Genomic DNA, 25404 nt, shown 5'->3' with positions numbered 1-25404 from the left:
GGGTCGGGGGGCAGCGAAGCGACGGCGCGGCGACCGCCGGTAGACGAGCAAGGACCGCTGAGTGGCTTGGCCTGCAGCGCAGTGCATGCGGGAAACAAGCACGAGCCTGAACCACCGATGCCCGCTCCGCATCGCGCGGGCGATATACTGGCCTACCTATCATTCGTTCGAGGTAGTGCGTGCGGCAAAAGCGATGAAATCACTGCACGACGCCCATTTCGACTCGGTCGACGGCGTGGCCGCCCGCTTGGCCGGCGTCGACTACATCGCCGACCGTCAGACCGCCACCGCGCTCTACCTCGCCTACCAGCTCGAGAAGCCGGTTCTTGTCGAAGGGCCCGCCGGGGTCGGCAAGACGGAGCTGGCGAAGTCCATGGCGCGCATCCTCGACGTGCCGCTGATCCGCCTGCAGTGCTACGAAGGCCTGGACGAGTCGAAGGCGCTGTACGAATGGAAGTACGGCAAGCAGCTGCTGTACACGCAGCTACTCAAAGAAAAGCTCGCCGAGATGATGCAGGGCGCGGTGGGCCTCGCCGCTTCGATCGAACGCCTGCATGCGCACGACGATCTTTTCTTCTCCGAGCACTTCCTGGAGCCGCGCCCGCTTTACCAGGCCCTGCACCAAGAGCGTGGCTGCGTGCTGCTGATTGACGAGATCGACAAGGCCGACCCCGAGTTCGAGGCCTTCCTGCTCGAGGTGCTGTCGGACTTCCAGATCTCGGTGCCCGAGCTCGGCACCGTGCAGGCGCGGGTCAAGCCGCTGGTCTTTCTCACCAGCAACAACACCCGCGAGATGAGCGACGCGCTCAAGCGTCGCTGCCTGCACCTGCACATCCCCTTCCCCGACCCGGCCACCGAGCGGCGCATTCTCGAGCGCCGGGTGCCGGGGCTGTCGGCGGCGCTGAACCGGGAGCTGGTCGCTTTCGTTCAGGCCGTGCGCCGCATGGACCTGAAGAAGCAGACCTCGGTCAGCGAGACGATCGACTGGGCGAAGACGCTTCTGCTGCTGCACGCCGAGCACCTCAGCCTCGACATGGTCCGCGACACGCTGAACGTGTTCCTCAAGTTCGAGCAGGACATCGCCGTCGCCAACGAGCAGCTCCCTGCCCTGCTGGCCCAGGCGCGCAAGGACGCCGAGGTGCCGGTTGCAGTCCACGATTGAGGACTTCTTCAAGGCGCTGCGCGGCAGCGAGCTGGAGGTCAGCCTCAGTGCGCAGATGGACGCCTCGCGCGCCATCGCGCTGGTCGGCTGGCGCGACCGCGCGCTGCTGAAGAGCGCGCTCGGCGCGACGCTCGCCAAGACGATCGGCGAACGCGCGGTCTTCGACACGACCTTCGAGCGATTCTTCAGCGGCGCCGACAGCCTCGATGCAGCCGTCGCGCCGCGGCCGGCGATCCGCGGCGTCGGCGGGCAGGGCGGCGGCAGCTCGGGCGGACGCGGGCCCGGCAGCGGCCTCGGCCTGGGTGGCGAGCCGCTGTCCGAGCTGCTGCTCGACGGCGACGCCGCGGCGCTGACCCGCCGGATGCGGCAGGCCGCGCGCGACACCGGCCTGACCGACATCTGGCTCTTCACGCAGAAGGGCCACTACACTCAGAAGATCCTGCGCGCGATGGGCGCCGACGCGCTCGACGACGAGCTCGCCACCCTACGGCGCCAAGCCCCGGCCGCGCCGCGCCTCGCCGAGCTGGAGCGCGCCCGCAAGCGGCTGTCGCACGAGGTGCGCGGCTTCGTGGAGCGCCAGGTCGCCCTGTACGGCACGGCGCCGACGCGCGCGCTGCACGGCGACTTCCTGCTGACGCAGAGGCTGTCGGCGATCGAGCAGCGCGACTTCGGCCGCATGCAAGAGATCGTGCGCAAGATGGCGCGCCGGCTGGCCGAGCGCCATTCGCGGCGCAAGCGGCGCCAGCTGCGCGGCCAGCTCGACTTCCGCCGCACCCTGCGCGCCAACGCCGCCTACGACGGGGTGCTGTTCGAGACGCACTGGCGCAGCAAGGTGGTCGAGCGGCCGCGCATCGTCGCGATCTGCGACGTCAGCGGCTCGGTGCGGTACTACGCGCGCTTCCTGCTGCTGTTCCTGTACTGCCTGGGCGACGCGGTCTCCGAGCTGCACAGCTACGCCTTCACCAACCGGCTGGTCGATGTCAGCGGCAGCTTCGAGACGCTGCCGGTGGAGCAGGCGGTCGACAAGGTGCTGCGCGCGGTGGGCGGCAGCGGCACGGACTACGGCCGCGTGCTGCAGGACATCGACGAGCAGTTGATGGACGACATCGACCGCCGGACCACCGTGATGATCCTGGGCGATGCGCGCAACAACCGCGGCGAGGCCCACGCCGAGGTCATGCAGGCGCTGTACCAGCGCGCGCGCCGCGTCATCTGGCTCAACCCGGAGCCGGTCTCGTTCTGGGGCGCAGGCGATTCGGAGATGAAGCGCTACGCGCCCTACTGCCACGTGGCGCGCGAATGCAACTCGGTGCGCCACCTGGAGCGCACGTTGGACGCGCTGCTGCGCGCATCGTGAGCTGACGCGATGCACGCCTGGTTGCCCCCCGTCGCCGCCACGCTCGCCATCCAGGCGCTGATGTCGATGTCCACCGTCACGCTGCCGGTGCTCGCGCCCGCCGCCGTGCGCGAGATCGGCGTGCCGGTGGCCCACGTCGGGCTCTACGTCGCGCTCATCTACGGCAGCGGCATGGTGTGCGGGCTGGTCAGCGGCGCGGTGGTGCGCCGGCTGGGCGCGCTGCGGCTCAGCCAGCTGTGCCTGCTGAGCGCCGCCGCGGGGCTGTGCCTGAGCGTCACCGCCCGGCTGCCGCTGATGGTGCTGGGCGCGATGCTGATCGGCGCCGGCTACGGGCCGGTGACGCCGGCCAGCTCGCACATCCTGAGCCGCACCGCGCCGGCGCGCCACCTGTCGGCGATCTTTTCGCTGAAGCAGACCGGGGTGCCCCTGGGCGGCGTGCTGGCCGGCGCGCTGCTGCCCTCGGTCGTGCTGTGGGCCGGGTGGCGGCCGGCGGCCCTGCTGGTGGCCCTGGCCTGCACCGTGCTCGCGCTGGTGGTGCAGCCGCTGCGCGCGCCGCTGGACGCCGATCGCAGCGCCGGCGCGCCCATCGGCTTCGGCGACGTGCGCGAGCCGCTGCGCATGATCGTCGCCAACCGTGCCGGGCGGGCGCTGGCGCTGAGCTCCTTCGTCTTCGCCTCGCTCCAGCTGTGCCTGGTCACCTACCTCGTCGCCTATTTCACCCACGACCTCGGCTTCGACCTGCTGCAGGCCGGCCTGATGCTGGCCGTCGCACAGGGCGCGGGCGTGCTCGGGCGCCTGGCCGCCGGCGCGCTGGCCGACCGGATCGGCCGGCCCCGGCTGGTGCTGGGCGTGATGGGCTGCCTGATGGGCTTGCTGGGCGTGGCCGCCGCTTCCTTCACCGGCGCATGGCCGCAGGCGGCGATGCTGGCCGTGTGCGCCGCCTTCGGCGCCAGCGCCATCGGCTGGAACGGCGTGTACCTGGCCGAAGTCGCGCGGCAGGCACTCCCCGGCGCCGTGAGCGCCGCCACCGGCAGCGCGCTGTTCGTCACCTACTTCGGCGTGCTCACCGGCCCGCCGGCCTTCGCGCTCATGATCGGCGTCGGCCTGTCCTACGGCACGGCGCTCGCGGCGATGGCGCTGCCGGCCTTGGGCTGCGGGCTGTACCTGCTTCGAGTCCGTCCGCGGGCGCCGTGCTGAACGCGGCCGCGCTCGCCCGCTAGGTGTGGAGTTCTAAGAGGTTGTTCATCCATCTCTGATTTCGGAAGCTGGGGTTGTCGAGACTCCACCAACAAAATCGGGAGAACGGATGAACAGCTATAAGCATGCGAGGTTGACGGCCAAAGGTCGAGCCCTGCTGGTCAAAAGGGGTGCTCGAAGCGGGCTGGACGGTGGCCGCAGCGAGCGAGGCTGCGGGTGTCAGCCAGCGCACCGGCTACAAGTGGCTGGCTCGCTTCAAGCAAGAGGGACTGGCTGGACTGGCCGACCGCAGCTGTCGGCCCCGAACAAGCCCGAAGGCGGTCCCCGCACAAGAGCAAGGCCGGCTCGAGCCACTGCGGCGTCAGCGCTGGCCGTTGTGGCGCATTGCGCAGCGAGCCGGCCGCAGCATCGGCACGGTCAGTAGGTGCATGAAGCGGCTGGGCCTGTCAAGGCTGAAGGCCTTGGAGCCCGTAGAGCCGGTGGTACGTTACGAGCGAGCCGCGCCAGGCGAACTGCTGCACATCGACATCAAGAAGCTCGGTCGTATCGACGGCATCGGCCACCGCATCACGGGCAACCGCCGCGACACCAAGCGAGGCATCGGCTGGGACACGGTGCACTTGGCCATCGACGATCACTCGCGCGTGTCGTTCGCACGCCAGCTGCCCGACGAGACGGCGGCGAGCTGCATCCAGTTCCTGCGCGAGGCCGTGACCTATTACGCCAGGCTGGGCGTGCGCATCGAGCGGGTGATGACCGACAACGGCGCCGGCTACAAGAACCAGTTTAAGGCGGCCTGCGACGCGCTGGGCATCCACCACATCAAGACCAGGCCCTACACACCCAAGACCAACGGCAAGGCCGAGCGCTTCGTGCAGACCAGCCCGAGGGAGTGGGCGTATGCCGGGCCCTACACCACCTCAGCAGAGCGCGAGGCCGCGCTGCAGCCCTTCTTGCACCGCTACAACTGGCATCGGCCACACCGCGCCCTCGACCGCCAGCCGCCCATGACCCGGATCCCGGCTATGAGCAAACTCCTCGAACTCAACAGCTAGGCGCGCACGTACGAACGCATCAGCTGGTCCTTGGCCGCGTGGTACTCGGCTTCCATGCGCGTGACCAGGGTCGCGACGTCGGGGATGTCGCCGATGGAGCCTATGCCCTGCCCCACGCCCCAGACGTCCTTCCAGGTGCTGGTACGCAGCAGCGGTCGCGGCTGACCGGGTGAGGTCGGCAGGTTTTCCGGGTCGTAACCCGAGGCGACGATGCTGGCACGCAGGTAGTTTGCGTGCACGCCAGAGAAGTAGTCGGTGTAGACCACGTCATCCGCGTTGCCCTGCAGCACGCCCTGCTTGTACGGCTCGCTGGCGTTCGATTCGACGGTGGCGATGAAGCGGGTGCCGATGTAGGCGTAGTCCGCGCCCATCGCCTGCGCCCCGAGGATGCCGGCGCCGTTCGAGATGGTGCCCGACAGCGCGATCGGGCCGTCGAAGTGCTTGCGCACCTCGTTGACGAATGCGATCGGATTGAGCCGCCCCGCGTGGCCGCCGGCGCCGTTCGCGACCAGGATCAGCCCGTCGACGCCACCTTCCAGCGCCTTCATCGCGTGCCGCAGGTTGATCACGTCGTGCATGATCACGCCGCCGTAGCGGTGGATCTCCTGCACCAGCTCGTTGGGCGCACGCAGGCTGGTGATGGTGATCGGCACCTGGTGCTTGGCGCACACCTCCAGGTCGTGCTCGAGCCGCGTGTTGTCCTTCTTGATGATCTGGTTGACGGCGAACGGCGCCACCTTCTTGTCCGGGTTGGCGGCGGCGTAGGCGGCCAGCTCGGCCTTGAGCTCGGTGAGCCAGCGGCCCAGCTCGGGCTCGGGGCGCGCGTTGAGCGCCGGGAACGAGCCGACCAGGCCCGCCTTGCACTGCGCGGCGACCAGCGCCGGGTACGACACCGTGAACATCGGCGAACAGATCACCGGCAGCCGCAGCTTGCCGTCGAGAATTTTCAACGTGGCCATCTTCGGTCGGGTTCCTCGTGTTCTTGCGCGTGCCGGGGCGGCGTCAGCGCGGAAAGATGTGGTTGGCGATTGCGTTCTTCTGGGTCTGCGTGGTGCCGCCGGTGATGGTCAGCATGCGCACGTCGCGCACCATGCGCTCCAGCGGCAGCAGGCCGAAGTAGCCGTAGCCGCCGAACATCTGCTGGCATTCCAGCGTCACCTTCTGCGCCATCTCGGTGGCATGCACCTTGGCGACGGACGACAGGCAGACGTCGGGCTTGCCGGCGTCGATGGCGGCCAGCGCGCGAAAGCACAGCGAGCGCGCGGCCTCGATCTCGATCCACATGTCGGCCATCATCCAGCGCAGGCCCTGCATCTCGGCCAGCGGCTTGCCGAACTGCTTGCGCACCAACATGTAGTCGCGCGCCAGCTCGAAGGCGCCTTCGGCCACGCCGAGTGCCAGCACGCCCATGCCGACGCGGGTCGAGTTGTAGATCGTCAGCGCCGAGACGAAGCCCTTGGAGTTGGCCGGGTCGCCTAGCGTCACCACGTTGGCCGCCGGCACCCGCACCTGGTCGAAGAACAGCTCGTTCTCGCTCGCGCCGCGCACGCCCATCTTGTAGGGGATTTTGTGCACCGTGAGGCCCGGGCTGTCCTTGGGGACCAGGATGGTGCCAATGCCGCGCGCGCCCTTGGAGGGGCCGAAGCGCGCATAGACCAGGTGCAGGTCGGCGCGATCGCCGTAGGTGGTGAAGACCTTGTGGCCGTCGACGACGAACTCGTCGCCGTCGCGCGTCGCGCTGGTGGTGATGGCCGCGCCGTCGGAGCCGGCCTGCGGCTCCGTCCACGCGATGCTGCACTCCACTTCGCCGCTGATGATCTTCGGGATCAGCCGTTGCCGCATCTCCTCGGGACCGCAGGTGGCGATGATGCGAGGCGACACGTTCTGCTCGTGCACGATGAGCGCGGTGGCGAGGTCGACCTTGGCGATCTCCTCGATCACTAGGTAGGTCTCGACCAGCCCCAGGCCGGAGCCGCCGTACTTCTCGTCGATGCTGAGGCCCAGGTAGCCCAGCTCGCACAGCAGCTTCTTGTTCTCTTCGGGGAACCGCTCTTCGCGGTCCCACTGCACCGCCTTGTCCTTGAAGACGTTTTCGGCGAGCTTGCGCGCGGCGTCGCGCAACACCGTCTGCTCCTGGGTCAGTTCGAAGTTCAAATCAGTGACCCTTGAATTCGGGGGAAGTCTTGTTGCGGAAGGCTTCCACCGCCGCCACGTGGTCGGCGGTCTGCATCACGATCGCCTCGGCCGAAGCCTCGAGCTCGAGGAACTCTTCCATCGTCATCGCCAGGCCGCGCGTCAGCAGCGCCTTGTCGAGGCCGAAGGCGCGGGTCGGGCCGGCCGCCAGCCGCTCGGCCATGCGCATCGCCTCGGCCATCAGCTCTCCGGGCGGGTGCACGCTGCGCACGATGCCGAGAGCCTTCGCCTCGGCGGCGTCAATCACGTCGGCCAGCAGCACCATCTCCTTGGCCTTCTGGGTGCCGACCACGCGCGCGAGCAGATACAGGCCGCCGCCGTCGGGGATCATCCCGACCTTGCTGTAGCTCTGGCAGAAGCGCGCGCCCTCGGCGGCCAGGATCACATCGGCCAGCAGAGCGAGGTTAAAACCGACGCCGTAGGCCAGCCCGTTCACCGCGGCGATGACCGGCTTCTCCAGCGTGTACAGCCCCATCGTAACGCGGTGCTGCTGGCGCATGCGGTCGCGCACCGGGATCACGTCGGTCTTCGCGAAGGTGCCGATGTCGCCGCCCGAGCAGAAGGCTCGGCCCTCGCCGGTGATCAGAAGCGCGCGGATCGCCGGGTCGTCGCGGACCTCGATGACGATGCGCTCCATCTCGATCCGCATCGCCGGCGTCAGCGCGTTCAGTTGCTCCGGCCGGTTCAGCTTCATCACGCCGACGGCGCCGTGTCGTTCCAGCACGATGGACATGGCGTTGTGCTCCGTGCTCACTTCGCGTTCAGGCCCATCAGCTTAGCGATGATGTTGCGCTGCATCTGCGAGGTGCCCGCCGTGATGGTCGTCGAGCGTGCATCGCGGTAGTGGCGCTGCATATCGAACTCCATGATGTAGCCGTAGCCGCCCATGATCTGCATGCCGGTGTTGGCCGCCTTCGCATAGGTCTCGGAGCCGAACAGCTTGGCCATCGACAGCGCCCTGAGCGCGTCCTTGCCGCTGGCGAGCTGCCAGGCGGCATGCCACAGGAGCAGCCGGCTGGCCTCGACCTCGGTCGCCATGTCGGCGAGCATGTGGGCGATCGACTGGAAGCTGCCGATCGCCTTGCCGAACTGCTTGCGCTCGCTGGCGTAAGCGACGGCCTGTTCGAGCACGTTCTGCGCCGCGCCGCTGTAGCCGGCGGTGGTCATCAGACGCTCGAGCTGCAGGCCCGACAACATGTAGTGCCAGCCGCGGTTGGGCTCGCCGACCAGGCAGTCGGCCGGCACCCGCACGTTGTCGAAGAAGATCTCGTAGGTGCCCAGCGAGCGGCGGCCCAGCGTGTCGAGCTTGCGCAGCTTCAGCCCGGGCAGCGTGTTGGCGACCAGGAACAGCGAGATGCCGTCCTTATAGTGCACGCTGTTGTCGGTCTTGACGTAGGCACAGATGAGGTTGTCCTTGGCGCCGGCCGCCGTGGCGAACACCTTCTGGCCGTTGATGACCCACTCGTCGCCTTCGCGCCGCGCCGTGGTGCGCATCGCGCCGGCATCGGAGCCGGCGTCGGGCTCGGTCATCGAGATCGACATGCGGATCTCGCCCGACATCAGCTTGGGCAGGTAGTGGCGCTTCTGCGCCTCGGTGCCGTTGTGCAGCAAGTTCAGGCCGTTGAACACCGAGGTGCCGTAGGCCCCCAGCATGTCGTAGCTCTTGCGGCCCAGCTCCTCGCTGATGATGGTGAAGTCCATCACGTTGCCGCCCAGGCCGCCGTATTCCTCGGGGAACACCATCGAGATCAGGCCCATCTCGAGGAAGGCGTCGTACACCTCGTAGGGGTAGCGCGCGTTGGCGTCGGTGTCCTTGATGTACGCGGGCGTGGCGATGCGGTCGAGCATCTTGCGCACGCTGTCGCGCAGCATGTTCTGCTCTTCGGTGAATTCGAAATCCACGGCGGTTTCCTTGGCTGTGCCGGTTGTGCGCGTCAGCCGCGACGCTGGTTGAAGCTGCGGCCGTACACCAGCGAGGCGATGGTGTTGCGCAGGATTTCCACGGTGCCCCCGCCCAGCGCGAAGCCGCGCGAGTCGCGCACCATGCGTTCGAGCGGGAAATCGCGCGTGTAGCCGTAGTGGCCGTGCACCTGCAGCGCCTCGTTGGTCACGCGCTGCACCATCTCGTTGGCGTACAGCTTGGCGTGCGCGGCGGCCAGCGGGTTCGGGAAGCCGTTTTCCAGGTGCGTGGCGGCGTGATGGATCATCAGCCGCGCCGCGTGGATCTGCGTCGACATGTCGGCGATCTTCCACTGGATGCCCTGGAACTCGCAGATCGGCCGGCCGAACTGCGGCCGCTGCTGCGTGTACGACACCGCCTGCTCTAAGGCCGCCTGGGCCACGCCCAGGCACATCGCCGCGTTGCCCACCCGCTCGGGCCCGAACGAGTTCATCAGCAGCCGGAAGCTCTTGGTCGACTTCTCGTCGCCGACCACCAGCAGGTCCTCCTTGGGCACGCGGCAGTTGTCGAAGAACAGCTCGACCTCGGCTACGCCGCGCCCGCCCATCTTGCGGTCGGGCTTGCTGACCTCGAAGCCCGGCGTTCCCTTCTCCACCAGCAGCGCGCCGATGCCGTTGGCGCCGCTGGTCTTGCCGAAGCGCGCGAACACCAGCACGTGGGTCGCCCAATGCCCGCCGGTACAGAACACCTTTTGCCCGTTGAGCACGAAGTGGTCGCCGTCGGGCACCGCGGAGGTCACCAGGTCGGTGACGGCCGAGCCTGCTCCGGGCTCGCTGATGCCGATGCCGAACATGTATTCGCCGCTTGCGCACTTGGGCAAGAAGCGCTGCTTCTGCTCCTCCGAGCCGAGGATCTCGATCGCGCGCGACGGGCCGTTGACGGCGAGCTGGCAGATCAGCGCGGTGTTGAAGCACACGCGCGCCACTTCCTCCAGGAACACCGTGGCGTGCAGGATGGACAGGCCCGAGCCGCCGTACTGCTCTGGGATGACCAGGCCCAGGTAGCCGAGCCGGGCCAGCAGCGCGCGGTTCTCCTGCGGAAACTCTTCCTTCTCGTCCCAGTGCGCTGCCTTGGCCGCGAACGCGTCGGTGACGAACTTGCGCAGCGTGGCGCGGAACTCGTCGAGCTCGGCCGCGGAGACTGCCTGTTGATCCATCTTCATCTGCCTTTCGTCGCAGCAAGGGGCCGGCCGTACGCGCGGTGCCGGCGCCGCCGCGGGGTCAATCGATCTTGATCTTGGCGTTCCTAACGATGGCGCCGAAGCGCTCGTAGTCCTGGCGCATCTGGGCGCCGAACTCTTCCGGCGTGCTGCCGACTATCTCGAAGCCCAACTCGACCAAGCGCTGCGTCATCGCGGGCTCGCGCACGATCGCGACGATCTCGCGGTTTAGCCTGCGCACGATGTCCGGCGGCGTCCCGGCCGCGGCCAGCACGCCGATCCAGACCGAGTTCTCCAGCCCGGGCAGGCCGGCCTCGCCGAAGGTCGGAACGTCGGGCATCGCCGCCACGCGCGTCTTCGAGGTCACCGCCAGCGCGCGCAGCGCGCCGCTCTTGACGTGCGGCGCCGCGAGCGGAGCGTCGGCCATGGCCACCGGCACCTGGCCGCCGACCACGTCGGCGATCGCCGGCGCGCTGCCGCGGTAGGGCACGTGGACCATCTTCGTGCCCGACTGCAGCATGAACATCTCGCCGAAGAGATGGGTGGCGCCGCCGTTGCCCGAGGACGTGAAGCTCAGCGCGCCCGGCTGGGCCTTGGCTGTCGCAATGAACTCGGCCAGCGTCCTGGCCGGGAACGACGAGTTCACGTACAGGCCCAACGGCAGCGAGGTCATCCACACCACCGGGGTGAAGTCCTTCATCGCGTCGAAGGGCAGCTTCGAATAGACGTGCGGGTTGATGACATGCGCGGTATTCACCAGTAGGATGGTGTGGCCGTCGGCCGGCCCGCGCGCCACCGGGGCCGAGCCGATGCTGCCCGCCCCGCCCGGCTTGTTCTCGACGATCACCGGCTGGCCGAGGCGCTCCTGCAGGCGGCGCGCGACGTCGCGCGCCAGCACGTCGGTGCTGCCGCCGGGCGGGATCGGCGCCACGAAGGTGATGGGCTTCGAAGGGTAGGCCGCGGCCTGTGCCAGGGCGGCCTGCGGAAGCGCCGCCAGCGACGCGGCGCCCAGCAGCCAGGCGGCCGCGGCCGCGAACATCCGTTGCAGTCGATTCACTGTCGTCTCCTCGGGGGAAGTGGACGGGTCGGCACGCGGCGCGTGCTGGCTCTCAGCGACCTTCGAACCTGGGCGCGCGCTTTTCAACGAAGGCGGCCGCGCCTTCCTTGTGGTCGTGGGTGGCGAGCAGCTGGTTCTGCACGTGCGACTCGAGCTCGAGGAAGGCGTCGATGCCCAGGCCCGCGCCACCGACGAACAGGCGCTTGGCCATGCCCAGGGCGAGGCCGGCCGACGCCGCGAGCTCGGTCGCGATCTCCATCGCGCGCTGGTCGAGCTTGTCGTCGTCGACCAGCTCGGTCAGCAGGTTCAGGCGCATCGCCTCTTCGCCGGACACGATGCGTGCGGACATCACCAGCTCCTTGGCGCGCAGCACGCCGACGTACTGCGCCAGCAGGAAGGCAGCGCCGCCGTCCGGCGCGAGGCCGACCTTCTTGAAGAGCTGCCCGAACTTCGCGGTGGGCGTGGCGAGGATGTAGTCGCTGGCGAGCGCGAGGCTCCAGCCGATGCCGACGGCCGGCCCGCGCACCGCCGCGATGATGGGCTTCTCGAGGTGGACCATCGCGCGGATCAGCGCGTGGGCGGTGGCCAGCCGGCGCCGCCCGCTGCGGATGTCCGACTTGCCCATCGACGTGACGTCGGCGCCCGAGCAGAAGGCCTTGTTGGCGCCGGTAAGGATGACGGCCCGCACGGCGTCGTCCTCCGCGAAGCCCTGGAAGGTGGCTATCAGCCGGTCCTTCATCTCGGCGCTCAGCGCATTGAGGCGCGCGGGGGCGTCCAGGGTCACCCGGGCGATGCCTGCATCGACTTCCACTCGAACCGTCACAGTGTCTCCTTCCGTCCGGGAGAGGGGCTGCCCCGGACAGGGACCGGCGGCGGCATGCCGCGCTTGGCGCCTCGTCAACCTAACAACCGATAGGTTGAGCGTACTACACATCCTTTGCCGCCGCCATGGCGGCAAGTATCGGAACGCCGGATCAGACGGCCTGGTACATCGTGACGACGCAGGCGCCGCCGAGGCCGAGGTTGTGCTGCAGCGCCAAACGGGCACCTTCCACCTGGCGCTTGTCGGCGCGGCCGCGCAGCTGCTGCACAAGCTCGGTGCACTGCGCCAGGCCGGTGGCGCCCAGCGGGTGGCCCTTGCAGAGCAGCCCGCCCGACGGGTTGGTGACCACGCGCCCGCCGTAGGTGTTGTCGCCGTCCATCACGAACTGCTCGCCGCCGCCCTCGGGTGCCAGGCCGAGCGCCTCGTAGGTGATCAGCTCGTTGGTGGCGAAGCAGTCGTGCAGCTCGACCACGTCCACGTCCTGCGGCCCGTGGCCCGACTGCTCGTAGACGCGGCGCGCGGCCTCGCGCGTCATGTCGGCGCCGACCAGCTTCATCATGTCGCCGCTGTCGAACGTGCTCGGGCCGTCGGTGGTCATCGCCTGCGCGACGATGCGCACGCGCGCGTCCAGGCCGTGCCGCTTCGCGAACTCCTCCGAGCAGACGATGGCCGCCGCAGCGCCGCAGGTCGGAGGGCAGGCCATCAGGCGCGTCATCGGCCCGATGAGCGCCGGCGCGGCCATCACCTCCTCGGTGCTGACCTCCTTGCGGAACAGTGCCATCGGGTTATGGACCGCGTGCCGGCTGGCCTTGGCGCGGATGCGCGCGAAGGTCTCGGGCTTGGTGCCGTACTTGGCCATGTGGGCCATCCCGGCACCGCCGAAATAGCGGATCGCCAGCGGCACCTCGGGCTCGTTGACGAGCGTGTTGCAGATCGCGTCGAAGCGGTCGAAGCTGGACGGCCGGTCCTTGAAGTAGGTGTCGATCGCGCCGCCCTTCATCTGCTCGAAGCCGAGCGCCAGCACGCAGTCGGCGCCGCCCAGCACGGCCTGGCGCGCCAGGTACAGCGCGGTCGAGCCGGTCGAGCAGTTGTTGTTCACGTTGACGATGGGAATGCCCGACAGGCCCACCTCGTACAGCGCGCGCTGGCCGCAGGTGGAGTCGCCGTAGACGTAGCCGACGAAGGCCTGCTGCACCTGGGCGTAGTCCAGCCCGGCATCGGCGAGCGCGGCCCGTGCGGCGGACGCGCCCATCGCGAAATAGGGCTCGCTGGCGGCCGGCTTGGTGAAGGGAATCATGCCGACGCCTGCGACCACGACTGTGTTGCTCATGACGGACTCCTGTTGAACTAGCTCGATCGGGTGTTAGGTGACGGCGAGAACTGCGGCGTGCGGCGTTGCTCGAACGCCGCGAGGCCCTCGCCCACGTCGTCGCCGAGCAGCGCCGGGACGGCCAGCTCCTGCTCCAGCGCGAGGCCCTCGGCGAGCGGCAGCTCCAGGCCCCGGCGCGCGAGGCGCTTCATCGTCGCCAGGCCCTGCCGGCTGCGCGTCGCGAGCTTGGCGCAGTAGTCGAGGCTGGCATCGGCCAGCGCGCCGGCCTCGACCACCTGGTTCACCAGCCCCCATTGCAGGGCGGCTGGCGCGTCGATCCAGCGTGCGCTGAGGAACAGGTCCAGCGCACGGCGCAGGCCGACGATGCGCGGCAGGCGCTGGCTGCCGCCCCAGCCCGGGATGAGTCCGTACTGCGCGTGCTGGTCGCCGATGCGGAAATCGCTGGCGGCCAGGACCACGTCACAGGCCATCATCAGCTCGCTGCCGCCCGCCAGCACGAGGCCCTGGCAGGCGGCGACCACCGGCAGGTCGCTGCCTTCGAGGCGCTGCAGCACGCGGTGGCCTAAAGCGATGAACTCCGCCATCTGCCGCGCGTCCTCGCGCAGCGCCTTCACCTCGTCGAGGTCGGCCCCGGTGCAGAAGTGCTTGCCCTGGGCGCGGATCAACAGCGCGCGTACACCGGAGTCGGCGGGCTCGAATTCGTCGAGCGCCGCGCCGATCGCGCGGTAGGCGGCCATCGAGAGGCAGTTGAACTTGTCGGGCCGCGCGAGTTCGATGACGCCCACGGCGTCCACGCGGCTCACTTGCACGGGCGATGCGGCGCTCACTTCCGCTTCTCCGCGTACTGCACCGCGATGCGGCCGGCACGCTCCCGCGCGACGATGAGTTTCATGATCTGCGCCGTGCCGTCGCCGATCTCGAGGCCCATCACGTCGCGCAGTCGCTGCTGGTGCGGCAGGTCCATCGACCAGCCGTAGTGGCCCGCGGTCAGGATGCACTGGTGGATCGCGTCGAAGGCGGTCTTGGGACCCATCCACTTCACCATCGCCGACTCCACCGTGTGCAGCTGGCCGGCGTCGCGCAGTGCGAGGCCGTGGTAGCACAGCTCGCGGCAGGCCGCGACGAGCGTCTCGAACTCGACGATCGGAAACGACACGCCCTGGTACTGCGCCAGCGGCGCGCCCATTGCGTTGCGCTCCTTCACGTAGTCCCAGGTCTCGTCGATCGAGGCCTGCGCCGCGGCGAGGCATTGCAACGCGATCAGGATGCGGCTGAAGTCGAATCCCTGCATCACCTCGGTGAAGCCCTTGCCCTCCTGCCCGAGCAGGTTCTCGGCCGGCACGCGCACCTCGTCGAAGAACACCGAGCCGCGGCCGACGATCTTGCTGCCGACGTCGTTGAAATGCGTGCACGACACGCCCGGCTGGTCCAACGGCACCAGGAAGGCGCTGATGCCGCGCGCGCCCTCTTGCGGCTGGCCGGTGCGGGCGAACAGCACGATCGCGTCGGCCTGGTCGGCGAAGCTGATCGAGGTCTTCTCGCCCGACACGATGTATTCGTTGCCGACGCGCCGCGCCTTCAGCATCAGGTTCGCGGCGTCCGAGCCGCCGCGCGGTTCGGTGAGGCCCAGCGCCATGATGGCCTCGCCCGCCACCATCCGCGTGATCCAGTGGCGCGCCAGCTCGGGGTTGGCCGCGCGGTGGATGATGGCGCCCATCAGCGAGCACAGCAGCTGCACGTAGGCGACGTTGAAGTCGCCGTACGCGATCTCCTCCATGATGAGGCCGGCGGTGACGCTGCTCTCGCCGAGCCCGCCGTACTCCTCCGGCAGGTCGACGCCGATCAGGCCCAGCGAGCCCATTTCCTTCATCAGCGCGCGATCGATCGCTGTGGCGGCCTCGCGCTTCTGGTAGTCGGGCCGCAGCTTCTCGCGCGCGTAGCGGCGTGCCACGTCGCGCAGGGCTGCCTGGTCGTCGTTGAAAAGCATCGTTGAGGTTCCTTGGCGCACAAAGGCCATGTTGGGAGAGCGACGAGGGACCACCGCTCACGGGGGATCAGGACGGCGCGAAGCTATAGTACCAAACAGCTGTTAGGTAGAGACTCGGAGAATGGCTTGGATGGACTGGACGATCTGCCGGTGAGCAGGCCCACGCTGGAGTACCCCTTCGCCGAGCCGCCGCCGCGGGGCCGCACGACCGAGGTGGTGCCGGGCGTGCACTGGATACGCATGCCGCTGCCCTTCGCGCTCAACCACATCAACCTGTGGGCGATCGACGACGGCGCCGGCTGGGCCGTGGTCGACGCCGGCGTGCGGACCGACGACGCGGTGGCGGTGTGGCGCGAACTGTTCAGCAACTCGCCCGACCACCGCTCGCTGACCCGCGTGTTCGTCACGCACATGCACCCCGACCACGTGGGCCTGGCCGGCTGGCTGACGCGCAAGTTCAACGTGCGGCTGTGGATGACCCGGCTGGAGTACCTGAGCTGCCGCGCCGCGGTCTCGGACAGCGGCCGCGAAGCGCCGCCCGACGCGATTCGCTTCTACCGCCGCGCCGGCTGGGGCGATGCGGTGATCGAGGCCTACCGGGCGCGCTTCGGCAATTTCGGCAAGAACATCCACGCGCTGCCCGACAGCTTCCGCCGCCTGTCCGACGGCGAGGAGCTGCGCATCGGTGCGCACGCCTGGCAGGTCATCGTCGGCAACGGCCACTCGCCCGAGCACGCGTGTCTCTACTGCCCCGAACTCAAGGTGCTCATCTCGGGCGACCAGGTGCTGCCGCGCATCTCGTCGAACGTGTCCGTATACCCCATCGAGCCCGACGCCGACCCGATGGCCGACTGGCTCGCCTCGCTCGACAAGCTGCAGCGGCTGGTGCCGGACGACGTGCTCGTGCTGCCGTCGCACAACGAGTGCTTTCGCGGCCTGCACGCCCGCATCAATTCACTGCGCGAGGGACAGCAGCGCGCGCTGCAGCGGCTGCGGCGCACGCTGAAGGAACCCAAGCGCGCGATCGACGTCTTCGGCGCGCTGTTCGCCCGCAGCATCGTCGAGTCGGACGTGGCGCTGCTCGGCCTGGCGACCGGCGAGAGCCTGGCCTGCCTGAACCACCTGCTGCGCCGTGGCGAGCTGACCCGCGAGGATGACCCGGACGGCGTGGCGTGGTATCGCCTCACGCCCGCGACGTGAGCCCGCAGCCGCGCCGGCGAAGCGGGCGCACCGCGGCTTCGGCCCGCGCCCTACTCCGCCGCCTCTTCGCCCGGCACTCCCACCGCCCCGCCCTCGCCGCCGTCCAGGCGTCGCATGTTCTCGAGCAACTTGAGCATGTAATGCAGCGTGTGCGTCACATCGTCGGTCGAGAACCCGTCCAGGGCCTCGCGGTAATAGGCATCGATCTTGGGGCGCGCCTCGTTCGTCCACACGCGTCGACCCGACTTCGTCATCGTCACCAGCCGCGAGCGGCGGTCCTTGCCGTCGGGCACGGTCTTCACGCGCCCGTCGCGCTCCATCCGGCTGATGAGGCCGGCCAGGTTCTGGCGGCTCACCATCAGGTAGTGCGCCAAGTTGCCCACGCTCATGCCGCCTTCGGCCTGCGGGCGCGACAGCGCGCCCAGCACCGCCCATTGCTGCGTCGTCAGCCCCTCGGCCTCCACCGCACGCGTGCCCGTCTTGTGCAGCATGTTGGCGCACTGGTACAGGCGGAAGAACAACCTGTTGGCCAATTCGCTTCGAGCCGTCGTGCTCGTGTCGTCGTGCTTCGGCATGGGATTTCCTCAGGATCTCGATCTTGCGTCGTCGGCCTTGGCAGTTTAACCTCCGACAATCTATTGTCATAAATCGCTGAGCACCCGCGCGAAGAAGGAGACTCCATGCAAAGACTCGATGGCAAGACGGCGATCGTCACCGGCGGCGGTGGCGGCATCGGCGGGGCCACCTGCCGGCGCCTGGCGTCCGAAGGCGCGCAAGTGGCGGTGTTCGACGTGCGGCTCGAAGCCGCCGAGAAAGTGGCCGCGGCCGTCCGCGAGTCCGGCGGCCGCGCCCAGGCCTTCGCCTGCGACATCACGCAGCGCGCCAGCGTGGACGCGTCCATCGCGCAGGTCGGCAGCGCCCTGGGCCCCATCGACGTGCTGGTCAACAACGCCGGCTGGGACGTCTTCAAGCCCTTCACCAAGACCGAGCTGTCGGACTGGGAACGGCTGATCTCCGTCAACCTCGTCGGCGCGCTGCACATGCACCACGCGGTGCTGCCCGGCATGGTCGAGCGCCGCCGCGGCCGCATCGTCAACGTGTCGTCCGACGCGGCGCGGGTGGGCTCTTCGGGCGAGGCGGTGTACGCGGCGTGCAAGGGCGGCCTGGTGTCGTTCTCGAAGACGCTGGCGCGAGAGCACGCGCGCCACGGCATCACGGTGAACGTGGTGTGCCCCGGCCCCACCGACACCGCGCTGTTCGCCGACTTCAAGAATGCCGCCTCCAACCCGGAGAAGCTCATGCAGGCCTTCGAGCGCTCGATTCCGCTGGGCCGCATCGGCCAGCCCGACGACCTGCCCGGCGCCATCGCCTTCTTCGCCAGCGACGACGCGGCCTTCGTCACCGGCCAGGTGCTGAGCGTTTCCGGCGGCCTGACGATGGCCGGCTGACCCCCTTTTCCTTTCCCCCAAGGACTCCCCATGCAATACGAAGACATCCTGTTCGAGGTGCGCAACGGCGCCGCCTGGATCACCATCAACCGGCCGGACAAGATGAACGCGTTCCGCGGCCGCACCTGCGACGAGCTGATCCACGCGGTCAACCGCGCCGGCTACGACAAGTCGATCGGGGTCATCGTGCTCGCCGGCGCGGGCGACAAGGCCTTCTGCACCGGCGGCGACCAGTCCGCCCACGACGGCCAGTACGACGGCCGCGGCACCATCGGCCTGCCGGTCGAAGAGCTGCACAACGCCATCCGCGACGTGCCTAAGCCCGTCATCGCCCGCGTGCAGGGCTACGCGATCGGCGGCGGCAACGTGCTGTGCACCATCTCCGACTTCACCATCGCCTCCGAGAAGGCGCAGTTCGGTCAGGTCGGCCCCAAGGTCGGCTCCGTCGATCCGGGCTACGGCACCGCCTTCCTCGCCCACGTGGTCGGCGAGAAGAAGGCGCGCGAGATGTGGTACCTGTGCCGCCGCTACAAGGCGAGCGAGGCACTGGCCATGGGCCTGGTCAACGCCGTGGTGCCGCACGACCAGCTCGACGCCGAAGTGCAGAAGTGGTGCGACGAGATCATGGAGCGCAGCCCGACCGCGCTGGCCATCGCCAAGCGCTCGTTCAACATGGACACGGCGCACCAGGCGGGCATCGCCGGCATGGGCATGTACGCGCTGAAGATGTACTACGACACCGAGGAGTCGCGCGAGGGCGTCAAGGCCTTCCTCGAGAAGCGCAAGCCCGATTTCCGCAAGTACGCGAAGTAGCCGCGCGCCCCGACCCATGGCTTTGGACAACGAATCCTTCGACCTGCTGCTGGCCACCGTGCAGCGGTTCATCCGCGACCGCCTTGTTCCCGCAGAGAACGCGGTCGAGGAACTCGACGACGTGCCGGCCGACATCGTGGCCGACATGAAGGAGATGGGCCTGTTCGGCCTGTCCATCCCCGAGCAGTACGGCGGCATCGGACTGTCGATGAGCCAGGAGTGCCGGGTCGCGTACGAGTTCGGGCAGACCGCGCTGGCCTTCCGCTCGGTGTTCGGCACCAACGTCGGCATCGGCTCGCAGGGCATCCTGATCGACGGCACCGAGGCGCAGAAGGCCGACTACCTGCCGCGCGTGGCGAGCGGCGAGCTGATGATGTCGTTCGCACTGACCGAGCCCGACGCAGGTTCGGATGCGGCCGCCATCAAGACGCGGGGCGAGCGCGACGGCGACTTCTACGTGCTCAACGGCGGCAAGCGCTTCATCACCAACGCGCCGCGCGCCGGCGCGTTCACGCTGATGGCACGCACCGACGGGCCGGGCGCGGGCGGCATCAGCTCGTTCATCGTGCCGGCCGACCTGCCGGGCCTCTCGCTGGGCAAGCCCGACAAGAAGATGGGGCAGCGCGGCACCAAGACCTGCGACGTCATCCTCGAGAACGTGCGCGTCCCGGCGGCCAACATCATCGGCGGCGTCCCGGGCAAGGGCTTCAAGACCGCGATGAAGGTGCTGGACCGCGGGCGCCTGCACATCTCGGCGGTGGCCTGCGGCATGGCGCAGCGCATCCTCAACGAGGCCGTGGGCTACGCGCGCGAACGCAAGCAGTTCGGCCAGGCGATCGGCGAGTTCCAGCTGGTGCAGGCCATGCTCGCCGACAGCCAGGCCGAGCTGTACGCCGGCTGGGCGATGGTGCAGGACTGCGCCGCCCGCTACGACGCCAAGCCGGCCGGCAAGAGCGACCCGGACGTGAGCATGCGCGCGGCCTGCACCAAGATGTTCTGCACCGAGATGGTCGGCCGCGTGGCCGACCGCGGCGTGCAGGTGCACGGCGGCGCCGGCTACATCAACGAGTACAAGGTCGAGCGCTTCTACCGCGACGTGCGGCTGCTGCGGCTCTACGAGGGCACGACGCAGATCCAGCAGCTCATCATCGGTCGCGCGCTGATGCGCGGCGACTGACCAGCGACATGACACCCTCTGAAATCCTCGCGCAGCACGGGCCGCGCGAATCGATGGACTACGACGTGGTCGTGGTCGGCGCCGGCCCCGCCGGCCTCTCCACCGCCATCCGCCTCAAGCAGCTGGCCGCCGAGCGCGGCGGCGAGGTGTCGGTGGTGGTGCTCGAAAAAGGCTCCGAACCCGGCGCGCACATCCTGAGCGGCGCGGTGATGGACCCGCGTGCCCTCACCGAGCTGATCCCCGACTGGCAGCAGCGCGAGGCGCCGCTGAACCAGCCGGTGACCGGCGACGAGGTGCTGTTCCTCAGCGAGACCGGCGCACGCAAGACGCCCGGCTGGCTGGTGCCCGACTGCCTGCACAACGAAGGCAACTACGTCATCAGCCTCGGCGCGGTGACGCGGTGGCTGGCGGAGCAGGCCGAGGCGCTGGGCGTCGAGATCTTTCCCGGCTTTCCCGCGGCGGAGGTGCTCTACGACGACGCCGGCGCGGTGCGCGGCGTCGCCACCGGCAACCTGGGCATCGGGCGCGACGGCCAGCCCAACGAGGGCTTCCAGCTCGGCATGGAGTTGCTCGGCAGGTACACGGTGTTCGCCGAAGGTTCGCGCGGGCAGCTCGGCAAGCAGCTGATCGCGAAGTACGCGCTGGACGCGGGCCGCGATCCGCAGAGCTACGCCCTGGGCATCAAGGAGCTGTGGGAAGTGCCCGAGGCGCAGACCCGCCCCGGCCTGGTGGTGCACACCGCCGGCTGGCCCATGGACCCCGACACCTACGGCGGCGGCTTTCTCTACCACCTTGAAGGCGGCAAGGTCGCGCTCGGCTTCGTCACCGGGCTGGACTACAAGAACCCGTGGCTGAGCCCCTTCGAGGAGATGCAGCGCTGGAAGACGCATCCGTCCATCCGCGCGCACATCGAAGGCGGCAAGCGCATCGGCTACGGCGCGCGCGCCATCACCGCGGGCGGGCTGCTGAGCCTGCCCAAGCTGGTGTTCCCTGGCGGTGCGCTGGTCGGCTGCGAGGCTGGCACGCTGAACGCGTCGCGCATCAAGGGCAGCCACGCGGCCATCAAGACCGGCATGCTGGCCGCGGAGGCCGCGTTCGAGGCGCTGGCCGCGGGCCGCGCACGCGACGAGCTGACGGCCTACCCCAGCGCATTCGAGCAGAGCTGGCTGCACGACGAGCTGCAGCGCGCCAAGAACTTCAAGCAGTGGTTCAAGAAGGGCTCGACGGTCGGCACGCTGATGACCGGCATCGAGCAGTGGCTGCTGCCGCGGCTGGGCATCAAGCGCCCGCCGTGGACGGTGCACCGCAAGGTGGCCGACCACGCCGCGCTGCGGCCGGCCGAGGCCTCCAAGCCCATCGCCTACCCCAAGCCCGACGGCAAGCTGAGCTTCGATCGCCTGAGTTCGGTGTTCGTCAGCAACACCAATCACCAGGAAGACCAGCCCCCGCACCTCACGCTTAAGGACCAAAGCGTGCCGGTGGCCGTGAACCTCGCGCGCTACGCCGGACCCGAAAGCCGCTATTGCCCGGCCGGGGTGTACGAGTTCGTCAAGACCGACGACGGCGACGACCGGCTGCAGATCAACGCGCAGAACTGCGTGCACTGCAAGACCTGCGACATCAAGGACCCGACACAGAACATCGTCTGGGTGGCGCCCGAGGGCGGCGGCGGACCCAACTACGCGGGCATGTGACCCGCTCGAAAGACCCCATGACTTCACACCGCACCGAGTTCCACTGGGACGACCCGCTGCTGCTCGAGCAGCAGCTCACCGACGACGAGCGCGCGGTGCGCGACGCCGCGCGCGCGTACTGCCAGGACCGGCTCGCGCCGCGCGTGCTCGAAGCGTTCCGGCACGAGCGAACCGACCCGGCCATCTTCCGCGAGATGGGCGAGCTGGGCCTGCTCGGGCCCACCATCGCCGAGACCTACGGCGGCGCGGGCCTGAACTACGTCTGCTACGGCCTGATCGCGCGCGAGGTCGAACGGGTCGACTCCGGCTACCGATCGATGATGAGCGTGCAGAGCTCGCTGGTGATGGTGCCGATCAGCGAGTTCGGCAACGAGGCGACGCGGCAGAAGTACCTGCCCCGGCTGGCGCGCGGCGAGCTGATAGGTTGCTTCGGACTCACCGAGCCCGACCACGGCTCCGACCCGGGCAGCATTGTCACGCGCGCGCGTAAGGTGCCCGGCGGCTACAGCCTGAGCGGCGCCAAGATGTGGATCAGCAACGCGCCCATCGCCGACGTGTTCCTCGTGTGGGCCAAGGACGACGAGGGCGCCATCCGCGGCTTCGTGCTGGAAAAGGGCTGGAAGGGCCTGCGTGCCCCGGCCATCCACGGCAAGGTCGGCTTGCGCGCCAGCATCACCGGCGAGATCGTGATGGACGGCGTGTTCTGCCCCGAGGAGAACGCCTTCCCCGATGTGCGCGGGCTGAAGGGCCCGTTCACCTGCCTCAACAGCGCGCGCTACGGGATCGCCTGGGGTGCGCTGGGCGCGGCCGAGGACTGCTGGCACCGCGCGCGGCAGTACGTGCTCGACCGCAAGCAGTTCGGCAAGCCGCTGGCGGCCAACCAGCTGATCCAGAAGAAGCTGGCCGACATGCAGACCGAGATCACGCTGGGCCTGCAGGGCTGCCTGCGCCTGGGCCGCATGAAGGACGAAGGCGGCGCAGCGGTGGAGGTCACCTCGATCATGAAGCGCAACTCCTGCGGCAAGGCGCTGGACATCGCCCGGGTGGCGCGCGACATGATGGGCGGCAACGGCATCAGCGACGAGTTCGGCGTCGCACGCCACCTGGTCAACCTCGAGGTGGTGAACACCTACGAGGGCACGCACGACATCCACGCGCTGGTGCTCGGGCGCGCGATGACCGGCATCGCCGCGTTCTGACGACGCCGGCCGCGGCCACGCGCGCTCACCGCGCGCGCCCGGCGGCGGCTAGGTCGGCTTCTTGGCCCTGGCGGCGCGCTGCCGGCTGCGGAAGGCCTCGATGCCGGCCCTGTGCTCCGGGGTGTCCTCCATCACCGCCATGTGCGAGGACACCATGTCGAGGTGGGTGGCCAGCGCCATCGTCTGGCTCTGGTAGACCGTGCGGCGGAAGAAGCGCACCGCCTGCTGCGGCTTGGACGCGATGGTGCGCGCGAGTTCGTAGGTGGCGGCCATCAGCTCGTCGTCGGGCACCACGCGGTTGACCATGCCGATGCGCTCGGCCTCGTCTGCGCGCACCACGCGGCCGGTCCAGAACAGCTCCAGCGCGCGCGCCGTGCCGATCAGGCGAGGCAGGTACCAGGCGCCGGCGTCGCCGGCGATCAGGCCGATCTCGATGTAGCTCTCGGCCAGCGTGGCCGACTGCGCCATGACGCGCAGGTCGCACATCAGCGCCATGTCGCAGCCGGCGCCGCGTGCCGCACCGTTGATCGCGGCGATCAGCGGCTTGTCCATTCGCTCGATGGTGAGCGCGACGCGATGAACGTGCTTGAACAGGAAGTTCTTGCGGCCCAGGCTGTCGAGCTCGCTGAACTTGGCCATCTCGTCGAAGTCGCCGCCGGCGCAGAAGGCCCGCCCCGCGCCGGTGAGCACGACGACCTTGACGCTGTCGTCGGCCTCCGCGCGTTCGAGCGTGGCCTGCCACTCATCCACCATCGCGAGGTCGAACGCGTTCAGCCTGTCCGGGCGGTTCAGGGTCAGCGTGCCGATGCCGTCGGCGTCGACCTCGAAGCGGATGTCGCCGCTCATCAGAGCGCTGCCACGAGTTCGGGCACGGCGGTGAACAGATCCGCCGCGAGGCCGTAATCCGCCACCTGGAAAATCGGCGCCTCGGGATCCTTGTTGATCGCGACGATGACCTTGCTGTCCTTCATGCCGGCCAGGTGCTGGATCGCGCCCGAGATGCCGACCGCGACGTACAGCGTGGGCGCGACGATCTTGCCGGTCTGGCCGACCTGCAGGTCGTTCGGCGCGTAGCCGGCGTCGACGGCCGCCCGCGACGCGCCGAGCCCGGCCCCGAGCTTGTCGGCCAGCGGCTCGAGCACCGCATTGAACTTCTCCGCCGAGCCCATGCCGCGTCCGCCGGACACGACGATCGAGGCCGCCGTGAGTTCCGGCCGCTCCGACTTGACGAGCTCGCGCCGGACCAGGCGCGAACTCGGCTGGGCCGGCGCCGTCGACGCGAGGTTCTCGATGCTCGCGCTGCCGCCGGTCGCCGCGGCGTCGAAGGCCGTGGTGCGGATGCTCAGCACCTTGACCCGGTCGCTGGACTGCACGCGCGCCAGGGCGTTGCCCGCGTAGAAGGGACGCACGAAGGTGTCGGCCGATTCGACGGCCACCACGTCGGAGACCTGCGACGAGTCGAGCAGCGCGGCGATACGCGGCAGCACGTTCTTGCCGAAGGCCGTGCTGGGCGCCAGCACGTGGGTGCAGCCGCCATCGGCGCGCACCACGCCGACCACCAGTTCCGTCAGCGTCTCGGCGAGCTGGGCCTGGTGGTGTTCGGCGTCGGCCAGCAGCACCTTGGACACGCCGGCGATGCCGGCCGCGGCCTGCGCGACCGCGCCGCAGCCGCTGCCGGCCACCAGCACGCGGACGTCGCCGCCCAGGCGCGCGGCCGCCGTCAGCGTGTTCAGGGTCGACGGATTGAGCGCCGCGTTGTCGTGTTCCGCAATGACCAGGACGCTCATGCGATCACCTTCGCTTCTTCCTTCAGCTTCTTCACCAGTTCCGCCACGTCGGCGACCTGCACGCCGGCCTTGCGGGCGGCCGGCTCCATCACCTTCTGCGTCTTCAGCCGCGGCGCGATGTCGATGTCCAGCGTGTCGGCCTTGATGACTTCCATCGGCTTCTTCTTCGCCTTCATGATGCTGGGCAGCGTGATGAAGCGCGGCTCGTTGAGACGCAGGTCGGTCGTCACCACCGCCGGCAGCGTGAGCTGCAGCGTCTCGAGGCCGCCGTCGATCTCACGGGTGACGGTGAGTCCGCCGTCGGCGGCCTGCACCTTGGAGGCGAAGGTGGCCTGCGGCCATCCCATCAGCGCGGCGAACATCTGGCCGGTCTGTCCGGCGTCGTCGTCGATCGCCTGCTTGCCGAAGATGGCCAGCGTCACGCCTTCCTTCTGCGCCACGTGGCGCATCAGCTTGGCCACCGCCAGCGGCTCCAGCGCCTCGGCGGTCTCGACCAGCACGGCGCGGTCGGCGCCGATCGCCATCGCGCTGCGCAAGGTCTCCTGGCAGGCCGCAGGGCCGCAGGAGACGACGATGACCTCGGTCGCGACGCCGGCTTCCTTGAGCCGCGCCCCCTCCTCGCAGGCGATCTCGTCGAAGGGGTTCATCGACATCTTCTGGTTCGCGATGTCGACGCCGGAACCGTCGGACTTCACGCGGGCCTTGACGTTGTAGTCGAGCACCCGCTTCACGGCGACCAATACCTTCACTGCTTCTCCAACGAATTTCAAGTGGGCTAGACTCTAACAAGCGTTCGATAGCTTGTC

At 69.1% G+C, this 25404-nt stretch carries 23 protein-coding genes and 1 pseudogene; 10 read left to right on the top strand and 14 right to left on the bottom strand.

Going from position 1 to position 25404, the window contains the following annotated elements:
• The first annotated feature begins 193 nt into the window (after positions 1-193).
• The 4 genes and pseudogenes from LRS07_RS09270 to LRS07_RS09255 all read left to right on the top strand — a co-directional run bounded on the left by LRS07_RS09270 (position 194) and on the right by LRS07_RS09255 (position 4771).
• Positions 194-1162, top strand: coding sequence for an AAA family ATPase (locus LRS07_RS09270; RefSeq protein WP_260501640.1), 969 nt, complete (start codon positions 194-196; stop codon positions 1160-1162).
• Positions 1146-2519 carry a VWA domain-containing protein gene (locus LRS07_RS09265; protein WP_260501639.1) on the top strand — a complete coding sequence of 458 codons (1374 nt, stop codon included), beginning with the start codon at positions 1146-1148 and terminating at the stop codon, positions 2517-2519. Before LRS07_RS09270 ends, LRS07_RS09265 begins: the two co-directional genes overlap by 17 nt.
• A gap of 9 nt (positions 2520-2528) precedes the next feature.
• On the top strand, positions 2529-3716 hold the full coding sequence (locus LRS07_RS09260) for an MFS transporter (protein WP_260501638.1): 1188 nt from the start codon (positions 2529-2531) through the stop codon (positions 3714-3716).
• Between the two features lie 109 nt (positions 3717-3825).
• Positions 3826-4771, top strand: a pseudogene (locus tag LRS07_RS09255) (IS481 family transposase).
• On the opposite strand, the gene LRS07_RS09250 reads toward LRS07_RS09255, so the two are convergent.
• The 10 genes from LRS07_RS09250 to LRS07_RS09205 form a co-directional block, all read right to left on the bottom strand.
• Positions 4768-5730, bottom strand: coding sequence for an NAD(P)H-dependent flavin oxidoreductase (locus tag LRS07_RS09250; RefSeq protein WP_260501637.1), 963 nt, complete (start codon positions 5728-5730; stop codon positions 4768-4770). The pseudogene LRS07_RS09255 and the gene LRS07_RS09250 sit on opposite strands and share 4 nt — an antisense overlap.
• A 43-nt stretch (positions 5731-5773) precedes the next feature.
• Positions 5774-6925 carry an acyl-CoA dehydrogenase family protein gene (locus tag LRS07_RS09245; RefSeq protein ID WP_260501636.1) on the bottom strand — a complete coding sequence of 384 codons (1152 nt, stop codon included), beginning with the start codon at positions 6923-6925 and terminating at the stop codon, positions 5774-5776.
• A 1-nt stretch (position 6926) separates the two neighbouring features.
• Positions 6927-7697 (bottom strand): enoyl-CoA hydratase/isomerase family protein, encoded by a 771-nt coding sequence (locus LRS07_RS09240; protein ID WP_260501635.1) that lies wholly within the window; start codon positions 7695-7697, stop codon positions 6927-6929.
• Between the two features lie 17 nt (positions 7698-7714).
• Positions 7715-8866 (bottom strand): acyl-CoA dehydrogenase family protein, encoded by a 1152-nt coding sequence (locus tag LRS07_RS09235; RefSeq protein WP_260501634.1) that lies wholly within the window; start codon positions 8864-8866, stop codon positions 7715-7717.
• A gap of 32 nt (positions 8867-8898) precedes the next feature.
• Complete coding sequence (locus tag LRS07_RS09230) at positions 8899-10086, bottom strand: acyl-CoA dehydrogenase family protein (protein WP_260501633.1); 1188 nt, start codon at positions 10084-10086, stop codon at positions 8899-8901.
• Between the two features lie 58 nt (positions 10087-10144).
• Complete coding sequence (locus LRS07_RS09225) at positions 10145-11140, bottom strand: tripartite tricarboxylate transporter substrate binding protein (protein WP_260501632.1); 996 nt, start codon at positions 11138-11140, stop codon at positions 10145-10147.
• 52 nt (positions 11141-11192) lie between these two features.
• Positions 11193-11963, bottom strand: coding sequence for an enoyl-CoA hydratase/isomerase family protein (locus tag LRS07_RS09220; protein WP_260501631.1), 771 nt, complete (start codon positions 11961-11963; stop codon positions 11193-11195).
• A 151-nt stretch (positions 11964-12114) separates the two neighbouring features.
• The gene (locus LRS07_RS09215) at positions 12115-13293 is read right to left on the bottom strand and encodes a lipid-transfer protein (protein ID WP_260501630.1); all 1179 of its coding nucleotides are present in this window, start codon (positions 13291-13293) and stop codon (positions 12115-12117) included.
• Between the two features lie 17 nt (positions 13294-13310).
• Positions 13311-14102, bottom strand: a complete 792-nt coding sequence (locus LRS07_RS09210) for an enoyl-CoA hydratase/isomerase family protein (protein WP_260501629.1) — start codon at positions 14100-14102, stop codon at positions 13311-13313.
• A gap of 14 nt (positions 14103-14116) precedes the next feature.
• Positions 14117-15280, bottom strand: a complete 1164-nt coding sequence (locus LRS07_RS09205) for an acyl-CoA dehydrogenase family protein (protein WP_260501628.1) — start codon at positions 15278-15280, stop codon at positions 14117-14119.
• Between the two features lie 150 nt (positions 15281-15430).
• On the opposite strand from LRS07_RS09205, the gene LRS07_RS09200 reads away from it, so the two are divergent.
• Positions 15431-16480: an MBL fold metallo-hydrolase gene (locus LRS07_RS09200; RefSeq protein ID WP_260501627.1), complete on the top strand. Its 1050-nt coding sequence runs from the start codon at positions 15431-15433 to the stop codon at positions 16478-16480.
• Between the two features lie 50 nt (positions 16481-16530).
• Here the strand turns inward: LRS07_RS09200 and LRS07_RS09195 are convergent, their stop codons facing one another.
• Positions 16531-17055: a MarR family winged helix-turn-helix transcriptional regulator gene (locus tag LRS07_RS09195; RefSeq protein ID WP_260501626.1), complete on the bottom strand. Its 525-nt coding sequence runs from the start codon at positions 17053-17055 to the stop codon at positions 16531-16533.
• A gap of 105 nt (positions 17056-17160) precedes the next feature.
• Between LRS07_RS09195 and badH the strand changes: the two genes are divergently transcribed.
• The 5 genes from badH to LRS07_RS09170 are packed head-to-tail and all read left to right on the top strand — an operon-like array spanning position 17161 to position 22811.
• Positions 17161-17928 (top strand): 2-hydroxycyclohexanecarboxyl-CoA dehydrogenase, encoded by a 768-nt coding sequence (gene badH, locus LRS07_RS09190; RefSeq protein ID WP_260501625.1) that lies wholly within the window; start codon positions 17161-17163, stop codon positions 17926-17928.
• A gap of 30 nt (positions 17929-17958) precedes the next feature.
• On the top strand, positions 17959-18741 hold the full coding sequence (gene badI / locus LRS07_RS09185; protein ID WP_260501624.1) for a 2-ketocyclohexanecarboxyl-CoA hydrolase: 783 nt from the start codon (positions 17959-17961) through the stop codon (positions 18739-18741).
• A 16-nt stretch (positions 18742-18757) separates the two neighbouring features.
• Complete coding sequence (locus LRS07_RS09180) at positions 18758-19918, top strand: acyl-CoA dehydrogenase family protein (RefSeq protein WP_260501623.1); 1161 nt, start codon at positions 18758-18760, stop codon at positions 19916-19918.
• An 8-nt stretch (positions 19919-19926) separates the two neighbouring features.
• Entirely contained in the window at positions 19927-21612 is a 1686-nt protein-coding gene (locus tag LRS07_RS09175) for an electron transfer flavoprotein-ubiquinone oxidoreductase (RefSeq protein ID WP_260501622.1), read from the top strand.
• 17 nt (positions 21613-21629) lie between these two features.
• The gene (locus tag LRS07_RS09170; protein WP_260501621.1) at positions 21630-22811 is read left to right on the top strand and encodes an acyl-CoA dehydrogenase; all 1182 of its coding nucleotides are present in this window, start codon (positions 21630-21632) and stop codon (positions 22809-22811) included.
• 48 nt (positions 22812-22859) lie between these two features.
• Here LRS07_RS09170 and LRS07_RS09165 read toward each other — a convergent pair whose 3' ends face one another.
• From LRS07_RS09165 to LRS07_RS09155, 3 genes are read right to left on the bottom strand one after another with little or no spacing between them, the layout of a single operon-like run.
• Entirely contained in the window at positions 22860-23657 is a 798-nt protein-coding gene (locus tag LRS07_RS09165) for an enoyl-CoA hydratase/isomerase family protein (RefSeq protein WP_260501620.1), read from the bottom strand.
• Positions 23657-24598 (bottom strand): electron transfer flavoprotein subunit alpha/FixB family protein, encoded by a 942-nt coding sequence (locus tag LRS07_RS09160; RefSeq protein ID WP_260501619.1) that lies wholly within the window; start codon positions 24596-24598, stop codon positions 23657-23659. The genes LRS07_RS09165 and LRS07_RS09160 overlap by 1 nt, the downstream gene beginning before the upstream one ends.
• Positions 24595-25347 (bottom strand): electron transfer flavoprotein subunit beta/FixA family protein, encoded by a 753-nt coding sequence (locus LRS07_RS09155; RefSeq protein WP_260501618.1) that lies wholly within the window; start codon positions 25345-25347, stop codon positions 24595-24597. Before LRS07_RS09155 ends, LRS07_RS09160 begins: the two co-directional genes overlap by 4 nt.
• Positions 25348-25404: the final 57 nt, after the last annotated feature.

This window comes from Aquabacterium sp. J223 (assembly GCF_024666615.1).
Lineage (GTDB): Bacteria > Pseudomonadota > Gammaproteobacteria > Burkholderiales > Burkholderiaceae_C > J223.
The sequence above is the reverse complement of the archived record's forward strand: the minus strand, read 5'-3'. Positions and strand labels throughout refer to the sequence as shown.